This window comes from Chromobacterium sp. FG89 (assembly GCF_057808735.1).
This window is the reverse complement of the sequence record NZ_JBMDIQ010000017.1, coordinates 60081-71842: the sequence shown is the minus strand read 5'-3', so window position 1 is coordinate 71842 and position 11762 is coordinate 60081. Positions and strand designations below refer to the sequence as shown.

Annotated in this window: 12 protein-coding genes; 2 read left to right on the top strand and 10 right to left on the bottom strand. The window is 57.1% G+C overall.

What is annotated here, in order from left to right; all coding sequences use genetic code 11:
* Nucleotides 1-18 precede the first annotated feature (18 nt).
* Nucleotides 19-924, top strand: coding sequence for a hypothetical protein (locus ACODRW_RS16790; RefSeq protein ID WP_488906238.1), 906 nt, complete (start codon nucleotides 19-21; stop codon nucleotides 922-924).
* A 280-nt stretch (nucleotides 925-1204) separates the two neighbouring features.
* On the opposite strand, the gene ACODRW_RS16785 is transcribed toward ACODRW_RS16790, so the two are convergent.
* From ACODRW_RS16785 to ACODRW_RS16740, 10 genes are all read right to left on the bottom strand, one after another.
* Nucleotides 1205-1486 carry an integrase core domain-containing protein gene (locus ACODRW_RS16785; protein WP_488906237.1) on the bottom strand — a complete coding sequence of 94 codons (282 nt, stop codon included), beginning with the start codon at nucleotides 1484-1486 and terminating at the stop codon, nucleotides 1205-1207.
* Between the two features lie 322 nt (nucleotides 1487-1808).
* Complete coding sequence (gene arsB, locus ACODRW_RS16780; protein ID WP_488906236.1) at nucleotides 1809-2873, bottom strand: ACR3 family arsenite efflux transporter; 1065 nt, start codon at nucleotides 2871-2873, stop codon at nucleotides 1809-1811.
* Nucleotides 2874-2928: 55 nt separating this feature from the next.
* Entirely contained in the window at nucleotides 2929-3423 is a 495-nt protein-coding gene (locus tag ACODRW_RS16775; protein ID WP_203390882.1) for an arsenate reductase ArsC, read from the bottom strand.
* Between the two features lie 25 nt (nucleotides 3424-3448).
* The gene (locus ACODRW_RS16770) at nucleotides 3449-3928 is read right to left on the bottom strand and encodes an ArsI/CadI family heavy metal resistance metalloenzyme (RefSeq protein ID WP_488906235.1); all 480 of its coding nucleotides are present in this window, start codon (nucleotides 3926-3928) and stop codon (nucleotides 3449-3451) included.
* A 24-nt stretch (nucleotides 3929-3952) separates the two neighbouring features.
* On the bottom strand, nucleotides 3953-4288 hold the full coding sequence (locus ACODRW_RS16765) for an ArsR/SmtB family transcription factor (RefSeq protein WP_488906234.1): 336 nt from the start codon (nucleotides 4286-4288) through the stop codon (nucleotides 3953-3955).
* 239 nt (nucleotides 4289-4527) lie between these two features.
* A complete protein-coding gene (locus tag ACODRW_RS16760; RefSeq protein WP_488906233.1) occupies nucleotides 4528-4797 on the bottom strand; it encodes a CopG family ribbon-helix-helix protein in 270 nt (89 codons plus the stop codon).
* 494 nt (nucleotides 4798-5291) lie between these two features.
* The gene (locus ACODRW_RS16755) at nucleotides 5292-5561 is read right to left on the bottom strand and encodes a HigA family addiction module antitoxin (RefSeq protein WP_488906264.1); all 270 of its coding nucleotides are present in this window, start codon (nucleotides 5559-5561) and stop codon (nucleotides 5292-5294) included.
* Between the two features lie 143 nt (nucleotides 5562-5704).
* A complete protein-coding gene (locus ACODRW_RS16750; RefSeq protein ID WP_488906232.1) occupies nucleotides 5705-6901 on the bottom strand; it encodes a DUF3396 domain-containing protein in 1197 nt (398 codons plus the stop codon).
* Between the two features lie 22 nt (nucleotides 6902-6923).
* On the bottom strand, nucleotides 6924-8159 hold the full coding sequence (locus tag ACODRW_RS16745) for a VRR-NUC domain-containing protein (RefSeq protein WP_488906231.1): 1236 nt from the start codon (nucleotides 8157-8159) through the stop codon (nucleotides 6924-6926).
* 5 nt (nucleotides 8160-8164) lie between these two features.
* Nucleotides 8165-11002 carry a type VI secretion system Vgr family protein gene (locus tag ACODRW_RS16740; protein ID WP_488906230.1) on the bottom strand — a complete coding sequence of 946 codons (2838 nt, stop codon included), beginning with the start codon at nucleotides 11000-11002 and terminating at the stop codon, nucleotides 8165-8167.
* A 292-nt stretch (nucleotides 11003-11294) separates the two neighbouring features.
* On the opposite strand from ACODRW_RS16740, the gene ACODRW_RS16735 reads away from it, so the two are divergent.
* Nucleotides 11295-11723 carry a hypothetical protein gene (locus tag ACODRW_RS16735; RefSeq protein ID WP_488906229.1) on the top strand — a complete coding sequence of 143 codons (429 nt, stop codon included), beginning with the start codon at nucleotides 11295-11297 and terminating at the stop codon, nucleotides 11721-11723.
* Nucleotides 11724-11762: the final 39 nt, after the last annotated feature.

Here is an 11762-nt window from a genome sequence, read left to right as displayed (position 1 = left end):
CATGAAAAGGGGAGTTTCATGATACCAAGTGATGCAAAGCGGACAGGGCGCCCCCGCCAGTCGCCGGTAGATAGGTTGCGCGCCAAGCTGTGGTACTACGCGGTTAAGTCGAGAACCTCGCTTAGTGACTACCAGCTTGACCTATTATTTCTGGAGAAACTGGGGCGTCGGCCGAAAGACCCCCAGATGCGTAGTAGGATTTTCGAAACGATACGCTTGCATGGCACGCTTCCTTCTAATGGCAACCACCCCAAACGAGATTTTGATCTGATTCAACTGGTAGAGGAAGAGGCAGCTTTTTCTGGTACGGCGGAGCTTTTCTACTCGCCTTATTGGCAGCTATTGACGCGAAACGACTTAGAAATTGTCGTTTATCACGATATTGCGCAGGCTGCAATGAGCCGATTGGGGCTGGCACGAGCGGATTATTACGGAGAAAAAGCATTCCGAAGTGTTTTCCATCAGAGTTATGAGAAGTCGATGCCGATTTTTCCAATGCCCAGCGATTACATCCACAAAGCGTATGGGCAAATGCTGCAGGATATAATGAAAAGTAGCCCGCCGACATTGGATCACCTGGTCCTGCTAGGGGCTCTGTTTCGTGAGGCCTACTTGGCTTGTGCTTTAGAGGTCGCCATTCAGACCAAGGAATGCTATTACGATATAATCGTCGAATATATGTGCCAGGACTGGCTTTATCCGATTGCGCATACATTACAGGAGATAGGTGAGGGGTATTTAGTTTTTTCACATACTTATGATTATATTTATGGACCAGAGTTGAAGCCACCCTATGATGACTGTCCTTTTGCTGTTGTTGAACGTCCGATATTCTACGTTAACAGTGTGGTTGAGATGAATCGTCTGGGGAAGCATTTAGAAGAGTCGGAGCGGGAACAGTTATTGAAGGCCGGGCCTGATTAAGCTCGTAAGGGTGCAATCGCTATATTCAAAGTGCTTGGATTGGAATTAATTCAAAGATTTTTACATTCATATGGGAAAGGCTAAGAAATAGGTTGGATTCAGCTGTAAGCTCTATAAATATTTGCAAATTACCAGTATTGAATGAGGATATTGGCCAGCATCTGTTAATGCTTATTGAATCGCCCCCACTTTCCTAGATATTTCGTGAGCCGTTGGTAGACTGGCTTGGATATGAAACAAATTTAGAGAAGTATATGTGGTTTATCAGAAAAAGATAAACTTACATAATTTGGCTATAGATTGAGCTTTGCAGCACCAGCTGACGTTCCCCCGCTTGGTGTTCCAGCCATAAGTTAGCGGCCTGGTCCGGTTCGGGTTGGTGTTTTTCCCGGAACTCGACCAGGGTCATATAGCCCAGCGCACTATGTGGCCAGGTGGTGTTGCAATCCAGGCTCCAAGCTTCGACTTTCTGCAGGGCATCAAGCAGATTGCGGAAGACACGCTGGTTAAAGCATTCCTCCCGGAATCGACTGTTAAAGCGCTCGATGTGAGTGTTATCCACTTGCTCCCTGACTGGATGAATGTAGTCGTACTCCTCGTTTCCAACACCTTACTGGTGAACTCTGGGCCGTTATCAACCTGGATCAGCTACAGACAGCGACCTTGAGCCCATCGGCGGTCTAACACGCTTACCCGATAGGGAATGATCCAGCTCAATCCAGACTACTTCCCGGTTCCAGGTGTCGATCACTGTCAAGGCCAGAATCCGCCGGCCATTCCACAGCGTGTCGGCGACGAAGTCCATCGGCCAGGGCTGGTTCGGCCCGGTCGTTTGTGGCAGAACCATACGTCAATGACTCGACCGTTTCTTCCGCCGGCGCAATTCACTTTTCGTACCAGTCTTTGCTGGCATTGACGACACGAACCACCAATAGCATCACCGGCACCTCAATCAGCACGCCTACCACCGTAGCCAGTGCGGCGCCGGACTGGAAACCGAACAGGCTGATCGCGGCTGCGACGGCCAGTTCAAAGAAGTTAGACGCGCCGATCAGCGCAGATGGGCAGGCCACCGAGTGTGTTTCTCCAACCTGGCGGTTGAGCCAATAGGCCAGAGCCGAATTGAAGAACACCTGGATCAAGATGGGCACGGCCAGCAGCGCAATAACCAGCGGTTGTTGCAAGATGGCGTTGCCTTGGAAGGCGAATAACAGTACCAGAGTTAGTAGTAGCGCCGAGATGGACCATGGCTGGATCCGGTGCATGGCAGCGTCAAATACGGCCTGACCTTTATCCAGCAGCATCTTGCGAATGATCTGCGCGATGAGCACCGGCACCACGATATACAGTCCAACCGAGGTCAGTAGCGTGGCCCACGGCACGGTGATGCTGGAGACACCCAGCAGCAGGCCGACCAGCGGCGCGAAGGCGAACACCATGATCAAGTCATTCAACGCCACCTGGGACAGTGTGAAATACGGATCCCCGCCGGTCAGCCGACTCCAAACGAACACCATGGCGGTGCACGGTGCTGCCGCCAGCAGGATTAGACCTGCGATGTAGCTGTCCAGCTGTGCCGCCGGCAGAAGCGGTGCAAACCATACCCGAATGAATATCCAAGCCAGAAAGGCCATCGAGAACGGCTTGACCAGCCAGTTGATGAACAGGGTAACGCCGATGCCCTTGATATGCGCCCTGACCTGATGCAGCGCGCCGAAATCGATTTTCAGCAGCATCGGGATGATCATCACCCAGATCAGCAGGCCGACTGGCAGGTTGACCTGGGCGATTTCCAAACCTCCGATCGTGTGGAACAGGCTGGGGAACGCCTGTCCCAAGCCGATGCCGGCCACAATGCAGAGGGCGACCCAGGCGGTCAGGTAGCGCTCGAATAGGCTAAGCGAGGTGCCAGCGGCGCAGGGATGGGCGGCTTCAGATTGGGTGGACATGCCATTCTCCGTGGGATGGGGGCGATCATGCATGCTGCCGCGAAGGCAGTGCTGCTCAGAGGTGCAGTGTGCCGATGCGATCAAGCTCAGCTTTCAGGCGGGGCCGATCCTGGTGCAGCGTGTCCAGCGGCAAGGCCAGGAAAGCCTCGATCCGCGCGCGCAGGATGCGATAGGCCGTGAGGAAGGCCGTGTCGATCTCCTGATCACTACCCGTTGCATGGGCGGGATCTTCCACGCCCCAGTGGCTGCGCAGCACCGGCCCCAGATAGGCGGGGCAGGTCTCTCCGGCGGCGCTGGCACACACCGTGATCACGATGTCAGGCGTCGCTGGCAGATGATCCCAGGACTTGCTGTGGTAGCCATCGGTGGCGATCCCTTCTCGCGCCAGCAGCGCCAGCGAGCGCGGGTGGACTTGTCCGGTCGGCTGGCTGCCGGCGCTCATTGCATGCCAGCCCGCCGGCGCCAGGTGATTGAAGACTGCTTCGGCCAGGATGGAGCGACAGGAGTTACCGGTACACAGAAACAGCACATTGATCGCGGCTTGGTTCATGGAGGATTCTCTTTCTCGGTAGTATTCAGCAGCAACCGCTGTCCGGCGCACAGGTGTTCTTGGGTGTGATCTTGACGGCGATTTTCGGCGTACAGCAGGTGCTAGCCGGTTCACCTGCAGGGGACTCGCCACCGTTGAACGTCGGGATCGACGCCAGCGTCTGGTAACTCTCCCAGGCGATGCCTGCGGGGTCGGTGACCCAGTGTTTGTTTGATTCGGCGTAGCAGCAGGCGGTACCTGTCTGCGTCACCATGCTGATGTCGGCCGCCTGCAACTGGTGTTGTAGCCGTACTAGCTCTTCCTCGCTGTCCACCTGAATGCCTAGGTGATCGACACCAGTGGCGGTGCCGCGGCTGGAGATCGCGAAGTTGAGCCGTGGATCCTCCAGCATCCACTTGGCGTAGTCGGTTTTTTGGACCGTGGGTTGTGCGTTGAACAGCGCCGAGTAGAAGCGAATGCTGTCTTCCAGATTGGCTACCGCGACGTGGACGTGAAAGCGTTTCATGATCTAACTCCCGATAGTGATTCGTTATGAGCAAGCGCCATCGCAGGGCGAGATGCTGCTCGCAGGCGCGCAAGCCTCGCCGCGGCAGCAGTTTTCAGTCAAAAAGCCCAGCAGGGCATTCATCTGCTCGTAGTTGGCCGAGTAGTAGATGAAGCGCCCCTCCTGGCGGGCCTGGACTAGGCCGGAGTGAGACAGCTCCTTCAGATGGAAGGACAAGGTAGCGTTGGCCACGGCGAGCCGCTCACCAATCTGGCCTACCGCCAGGCCTTCGGGGCCTTGCTGGACCAGTAGTCGGTAGATTGCCAGGCGCGTGTCCTGCGCTAGGGCGGCCAAGAGGATGACAGCGTTTTTCGTTTCCATGTTTCTATATATATAGAAATAATGAATGTTGTCAAGATGAAGAGCTTTTTTGCATAGAGTCTTACAGGTTACGTAATTGCTTCTGAATACGGGATGATCAAGAAAATCGGTACCTGGTCAGCCTATGGTTTCCAAGGACGGCCAGAATATGATTCCGGTCACAGCCCGTTCATAAATCGACGCAGCATAGTCATAGAGTCATTTCCGATGAGGTACGACTTTGCTTCTCTGTAGTCTGCTTAACGTGGTATCGGTAGTGGACTGTCTGTATTCAGGCTATCTGCCCAGGCGTGTACTGTCTGGTGGCTGGTGGTATGACCAGCGTCTACATCATCTAGCGCTTCTCGAGTGAGGCGGTCGCGCTCTTCTTCCCGTGCGATCCAGGTGGACAGTGCCTGTCTTATTACCCAGTCGTGCGAGCATTCCAAGCGATCGGCCATTTGGTCGATCTTGTCTGCCAAAAAGGGTGGAATCTCCACAGTGACAACTCGGGCTGTAGGGGAAACCATCACGGTCTCCTTAGCTAAGTTCAACTAGAGCTTGAACAATTGGTGATTGAGAAGAATGGGTTAAGAGTCATTTCCAATCATAGGCCAGGACGGTTTGCATGAGTCGTAGCAGAGCAGGGTGCCGCCTGTACCGAACGTTCTGTCGTGGCGCTCGTTAGTCTGAATGGTTCGGATCCTGACGCGTCCGCTTGCTTCGCCAAGCTTTGAGTAGGCTATCACGATCCTCTTGATCGAGTAAGCATAGCAAGTCCAGTAGGGCGTGCATCCCCTTTGGCCGGTGAATGCCGCGCACGTACTCGACATAAGCACGTGGACTGATGTCGATGAGCGTGGCCGCTCTCGGAGCCCAGATGGTGAGGCGGGTGCTTCAGTCCATCTCCTGAGGGCTGCCGGTGTAAGGCTGAGGAACCTAGACCAGTTTGATTTCGGGGTGATTTGACCTCGCTGTATGCCTGCCGAGATATGAGTCCAGACCTCCCGACCTGGCCCCCCTGTCAGCGTATCAACAGCTTCTCAACATGCGGCCGTGGTTTCTGTTGCTCTTGCCAAAGCGCCCAAGCGGACTGCATACCTAGCCAGAGCTCAGCGCTGGTACCTAATGCGTCTGCAAGGCGGAGGGCCATATCGGCACTAATGCCAGCATGACCGTGCAGAATGCGCGATAGCGCCGCACGAGTCACCCCAAGCTTATGGGCCGCCTCTGTCACGCTAATGCCTTCAAGCCACTCCTGGAGGACCTCGCCAGGATGTGCAGGGTTGTACATACCATTCATGTTGAGGTCTCCCCCGAAGGATTACATCGGTCTGCACACCATGGTCAGTTGCTTGTGATAAGTCAGTGTGGCGTGCGAGACGGAGTCTGGTTAATTTTCCAGAATAGCCTGACCATCCATTGCTAGAGCAACTTTCATTGACTAAGCTGATCCGGATCCCTATACCAGATCGTAGCGCCGTAGCTGGAGTCGTGAAAGGCCGGCATGATGTCCCCTTTCTTAAACGACTGATGTGAATCGGTCTGAGCCGGTGTCCACCAGATTCCGCCTTCAGGACACGCGTTTCCACCTTCGCAACGCAGCCCATTGGCAGGTGCCTCGGCGGGCATCGCCGGTGCAGGTTCTGCATCATCAAAACGTGCATACCACTCGAGCGTGTTGGTTTTGGTGAAACCTTCCGCGTCATCCATGCAACTATGCAACTGTTCTGGATTCGGTACGCGGATCGGCTTGAGTACCCGGTTAACCGCCACATAGGCGGGTGGGTGGCCGTTTTCCGGTGCTCCGACATCCGGCAATATACCGGCCTGGATGATCAGCCTACCGTTGTTGGTTTCTTGTACGCTGACGTCGGGCAATTGGAGTTGCTGCTTGAGCACGTCCATACCGCCAAGTTGCTCGACGTAGCGCGGCCCAAGCAAGGTCAGCCAGCTGACGCCTTTGATGTGGTCTGACAGGTTATCCCCGTCAATCAGTGCGGACGAGTCGACCATCAGTCCGCTATAGCGCTGTGCTATTTGAAATTCGTAGGGTTGGAATTGATGGCGATCATAGGGTAGATTGCAGGCTAGGCCCGCATAGCCATGATCAACATCCAGCGTTTCGCAGAAGTAGCGCGCCCATTCCCTAAAGTTCTGCTCGCCGTCCGCGTCGGCTAGCAATTGCCATGGCAGCATGATCTTGACGCAAGACATAGCGCCATAGGGATCGCTCTCGGCATTCGAGGTCAGCGCTGAAATGGAATACTCGGCCGCGACTTCGCCGTTTTTCTCACTTTGCAGAACCCAGAAAACAGCCAAACCCTCATCTACGGATCCGGATAGCTTCTCCTTGGCCTTGGCGATGCTGTCTTTGCGCAAGGAGGTAAAACCGCGGCCACTAAAGTCATGGAACTGGCCTTGCAGATGCTCGCCGAATTGCTCTACGAATCGGTCGAAGCAGCCTAAGACCTTATAACCGGTTTCCCGCTGGCCACCATTCCGGAAGTACACGGTGCAAATCAGTCCCAGCTTGGCCAGTACCAGACCATCCGGTGTCACGCCATCGATGAAGTCTGCTTGGCTGGCAATGCGCGCATAAGCCTGCATGCGTGGATATTCTTGAACGCTCATTATTCGTTATTCCATTTTGCTGTCAGGCGGCAACCAGTGCGCCGCCACCCAGCATCGCGGCAACGGCTGCCCAGGCAGCCGCCCCCATTTCGACCAACGCGGCCAATGCCGCCACCAGCCACCCACCGAGAATGAACACTACCACAACCCCGGCGACGATGGCCGCCAGGGCCAGTAGGCCCTTGCCAATGTCCAGCAGGACTTGCGTCCAGTCTATTTGCCGCAAGGTTTCCAAGGTCAGATCGGTACAACGTTGAATCTCCGCCCAGGCTGCGCGCAATTGGGCATTCGTCCAACAGGCGATACGCTGTCCCTGCTCATTGACGAAGTGCCAGGTCTCAGTGGCCTTGTCCTGCAGCCAATGGCCCGCGGTAAACAACCACGGCGCATGTTGCCTCAACTCTTTCTGCACTTTCTCGGACAATTGGCCAACCGCTTGGCGCAAGTCTTTAGCGAGTGTTTTTCCATCTTCCGCCAAACTGTGTACCAACTGCTTGGCCTCGTCCAACCAGGTTTCGTAAAAGGCCGGATCTGGCAAAGGCTGTGGGCCATACACTGGCACCCGACGGTTCTCACCACGAGGAATGCCGTCGGCCCTAGGCACTAGCACAGGGGTAGGCTTGGTAACGGGCTTAGTCTGCCTCTGCTTCTCGCCAGGGGGAATCACGTGCAATAGCGTGAAACGATCACGTCCACCTGCGATTTTCTCATAAGCTTTGGCCTGGCTATCACTCAGGCTGTCACCGGGAAATTTCACTTCGACCACGCGGTGTAAGTTATCCCCATGTGCGACGCCATCATGATCCACCGTTGCTCGCCCAGGCCAACGCTCCGCCTTGTCTTTCACAATGATCAAGTCCGGTCGGCGCAACCAGCCCTTGCGCATGCCTTTCGGGAAAGGCGTCAGCGAATGCCGGCGGTTTGGGTTGTTGCCTTGGGTGGTGCTGAGAAAAGGTTTGGGTACGCCTTTCGGATCGACTGGCATGTCAAAGCAGACCTCGGCTTTGTAGTACCACAAGAACTCGTGCAGCCATTCATCAGCAATGATCAAACCGCTCATCACCACTTGGCGCGCATTGATGGTAATCGTCCTCCCTGATTTGCTTACCCCGGTGCGAACACTGGGTGCCTTGATCGCGGCTTCGGCCTTGGGTTGCAGGTAGGGCTTGTTTTCCGAGACGGGCAGTTTGGCAAACTGCCGGTCCTCTTCCAAACGCGTGACGCCGTTGCCGGCCATTTTAGGTGTCAGGGTGGTCATGCGATTTATCCTTGCTGAGCGTCATCACGCATTTCAAGCTCCAGCTCATGCGGGCCGCCGCCTGCCAGGTGCAAGGTTTCGGTTTTGGCCGGAGCCTTTTCCAAGACCTGCAAGTTCATGCCTTCGGGTAGCCGACTCATGGCGGTCATCGTCCAGCCTTGCTGGTCGGTGTAACCGCTGATGGTGCGGCCGCCAGCTTGCTTGATGGCGTATGCCCGGCCAATCAACGGCTCGCCGGTTTTCTGGTTTTGCAGTTGGAAGCGGCCGCTATAGACCTTGCCGAAGGTGGGCATCCTGTAGTTCAGACTGGCCGGCCCGCTCAGGTTGTGCTGCGCCCCCTTGATGCTGACCGTGCCAGGACAGTGCACCTCGATATTGCCGCCGGCGAGGCGAATGTAGCCGCCGCCACAGGTCATCAGGATCTCTTCCTTGGCCGCGACCGTGATGCGCTCTTTGCAAGAGGTGATGGTCACGTCCTTATCTGCCGTGATCTCCATCGCATCGCTCTGTGCCTGAATCAGCACCTGGCCCTTGGCCGCGATCAACTTCAGCGCCACCTTGTCTTTTACCCCGGCTACGAACAGACTGATGTGCTTGCCGACATTGTGAATCCAGCGCCGGCCGGTGGTGTGGTTGGCATCGCGCTGGGCGACGAGGTTCAGGTTGGTGCCGGCAGCCAACGTTTGGCTTTGCTCGGTGACGCTGGCAATGCCGGCGGGGCCGGACAGGATTAGCTGGGGCTGTTGGCCGGCTTGGTCCTTCGCCGTTTTGCCATCTCTGTCTGTATTCGATCCTGCTTCCCAAGCCGCCAGGGCATCCAGCTGGTGCTGGATATGGCCTGTGTCTTTCTTGCCGCTCTTGGCGTTGTCGTCGCCAATCTCATCCGGCCCGGTTTCCATGCTGTCGGCCAGTTGGCCGGCGGCGGTTTCGGCCAGCGCCTGGCTTAATGCGACGGCGGACTGCAGTTGGCTTTGCGCATGCTCGCGCGCCAGTTGTTTGCCGCCGGCGCCGTTTTGCGCTTCGGTGGACAACAGCAGGCCGTGCGCGGCGCGGATGGCGCCGTGCTGGTCGGTTCTGAGTTCGAAACCTTCGCCGCGCGGCTGGGCTTTGCCGTTGCTGCGCGGGTGGGTGAGGAAGCCCTGGTTCAGCTGGGTCTTGCCGGATTCGGAGCTGAGCTTGGCGCGCACTTCTCCCGGAGTGTCGTCAAATAGCAGCTCGTTGTAGCCCTCACCCCTGTGTTCTTTCGATTTAATGCCGGATAGGGTCTTGTTAGCCGGCAGACTGCCTGCGCCGCTGAAGTCCGGCGTGGGGTGACTGCCGTTGTAGAACACACCGGTCACCAGCGGGCGGTCGATGTCGCCTTCGATGAAGCTAACCAGCACCTCCTGGCCAATGCGCGGGATGAACTGGTGGCCAAACCCGGCGCCGGCGCTGGGCATGGCCACGCGCAGCCAGCAGCTGGATTTGTCGTCGAAGTTGGCGCCGAATTGAGCGTGTTCCTCTGGCCGTTGCCAGTGGAATTGCACCTTGATGCGGCCCTGGGTGTCGGTGTAGATCTCGTTGGCGACCTGGTCGCTCGGCTCGGCCGGGCCGACCACGGTGGCGGTTTGCACGCCGCGCGATTTGGGTTTGGCCAGTGACGTGCCGGCGTAGGCCGGGGTCAGCGGGATGCCGCGGCGCTGGGTCTGGATGGCTGTGGTGAACGGCGTGGCGTCGGTTTGGGCGCCGACGTACTGGGCCAGATCCTGGGGCAGGTTGTTGCGCACCTGGAAATGTTGGCCGGTAACAACGAATTCGCGGTTTTGCGGGCTGTCGGCTTCATGCACCGGGTGATCGTCCAGGCGGAACCACTCGCCCGGCTGCAGACCGCGCACGGTGCCGCTGGCGCTGAAGGATTTGGCTTGCTGGTCGTGGGCCTGCTGGCGCAGCTGAGCGTAGCGGCCCAGTTGCTCATCGTCGCCGGCGTAATACAGGCCCGGCGCGTCATAGTGGGTCAGGCTGCTCTGCAGCGACTGGCCGGCCTGGCCCTGTTCGATACGGCTGCCGTCTTCGCTGTGCTGGGTGGAAACCGGTTTGTAGTCGTAACTGGCCAGCGCCACGCTGCTGGGCACGATCTGACGGGTGGCTTGCCATTCGGTCAGACCGTCTTCGTCTTCGGTGGCGTCGGCGCGGTGAAAGCGCACGCGGCTCAATGTGGCGGCCGGCAGGCTATATGGGTCGTCAAACACCTCCAGCTGCACCTGCGGGCCATCGTCGTCTTGATGCAGGAAGCGCCAGGCGTAGCCTTCCTCGTGCATCAGGCGGACGATGAATTCGTAATCGCTCTCGCGGTATTGCAGGCAGTAGCTGCGCGGCTGAGCCGGCTGCACCTGGATGGACAGCGTCTGCACCCGGGCGAAGGCCGGGTTGCGCTGCTGATGTTCGGAGAGGATCTGCTGGATAATGTCCGGCACCGTCAGATCCTGGAACACGCGCGAAGTACGGCGGTGGCGCAGCAGCGCGAACGGCGGCTCAATGGTCAGTTCGTACTTGGCGAAGCCGCCATCGGCGCCGGCCAGCCTGGCCTCGCTCACCATGCCGCAGCGGATGGACTCGCCGCCCGCCGCATCCTCGATGCCGATGCGCGCCGGCTGGCCCAGCAGCGATTTCAGTTCGATATGAGTATCCGACGACAGGCAAGTCAGCGTGTAGCGGTATGGTTGGGACAGCCCCTCTTCGGCCTGCAGGCTCAGCGGCAGCAGCTGCTCGGCGGCGATCTGCCCGGTCCCCAGCTGCAAAGTCAATACCCGTCGATCTTGGCCAAAGGCGGAGGCGAAACTGGCCAGCAGTGCGTTCAAATCCATCCGAGTCCCAAATAAAAATACCCTCCAAAGAGGGTATGTCATTGAAATAAAAGAAGATAAGAATTTTATGATGTTATGCGGGCGTCAACAACCGACGAGTGCCAAAAAGGTTGACAGGCCTAGACTAAAGTACAGGTCTAACGATGACCGTGGCCTGGCATTACGGCTGGTATGGCACCTTGCCAGCAATCCTCCACTTGGCAAACCGGCCCGGATAATCATAACCAGGGCGCCTCAGCCGGCTGCCATGGCCAACAGCCGTGAGGTTTACAGCATGCGATTGGAGTGCATCATGATCGATGATCCGAATTCTGAAACTTGGCTAACGCTGCTCGTGAGTCGTCAACTCGAACAGCGACTCGCCAAAATGGCCGCAGCCCAACAACAGTCGGTGGATGAGCTAGCAGCAAGTCTGCTGGATGCTGCGATTTCAGATTGGGAAAACCTGCCCCAAACCAGCTGGACGGTTCCGCTACTGGATGCAGGGGATGGCAGTGGCGATGCGCTACTGCCAATTCCCAACGAACTGCTGGCTTCTGCAGGCTGGGTCGAGGGCGATACCCTATCTTTTGAAGACCAGGGGGATGGGGTGCTGTTGCTGAAGAACGCAGACAACGAGGACGCGGAACTGCTCAAGATTGCCAAACAACGTCTGGATGATGGGGAGGCGCCCATCAATGTGAAGATAGATGATCTGCGATGTAATGACGACAAAGTATAGTAGTTCATAGAGCATCTGGTGCTCATGACTAAATTCGCT

Bases quoted from the DNA above. Each gene is read 5' to 3' on its own strand.
- ACODRW_RS16770 (WP_488906235.1), bottom strand. From the start codon at position 3,928: ATGAAACGCTTTCACGTCCACGTCGCGGTAGCCAATCTGGAAGACAGC.
- ACODRW_RS16765 (WP_488906234.1), bottom strand. From the start codon at position 4,288: ATGGAAACGAAAAACGCTGTCATCCTCTTGGCCGCCCTAGCGCAGGAC.
- ACODRW_RS16740 (WP_488906230.1), bottom strand. From the start codon at position 11,002: ATGGATTTGAACGCACTGCTGGCCAGTTTCGCCTCCGCCTTTGGCCAA.
- ACODRW_RS16760 (WP_488906233.1), bottom strand. From the start codon at position 4,797: ATGGTTTCCCCTACAGCCCGAGTTGTCACTGTGGAGATTCCACCCTTT.
- ACODRW_RS16735 (WP_488906229.1), top strand. From the start codon at position 11,295: ATGATCGATGATCCGAATTCTGAAACTTGGCTAACGCTGCTCGTGAGT.
- ACODRW_RS16745 (WP_488906231.1), bottom strand. From the start codon at position 8,159: ATGACCACCCTGACACCTAAAATGGCCGGCAACGGCGTCACGCGTTTG.
- ACODRW_RS16775 (WP_203390882.1), bottom strand. From the start codon at position 3,423: ATGAACCAAGCCGCGATCAATGTGCTGTTTCTGTGTACCGGTAACTCC.
- ACODRW_RS16790 (WP_488906238.1), top strand. From the start codon at position 19: ATGATACCAAGTGATGCAAAGCGGACAGGGCGCCCCCGCCAGTCGCCG.
- arsB (WP_488906236.1), bottom strand. From the start codon at position 2,873: ATGTCCACCCAATCTGAAGCCGCCCATCCCTGCGCCGCTGGCACCTCG.
- ACODRW_RS16755 (WP_488906264.1), bottom strand. From the start codon at position 5,561: ATGTACAACCCTGCACATCCTGGCGAGGTCCTCCAGGAGTGGCTTGAA.
- ACODRW_RS16750 (WP_488906232.1), bottom strand. From the start codon at position 6,901: ATGAGCGTTCAAGAATATCCACGCATGCAGGCTTATGCGCGCATTGCC.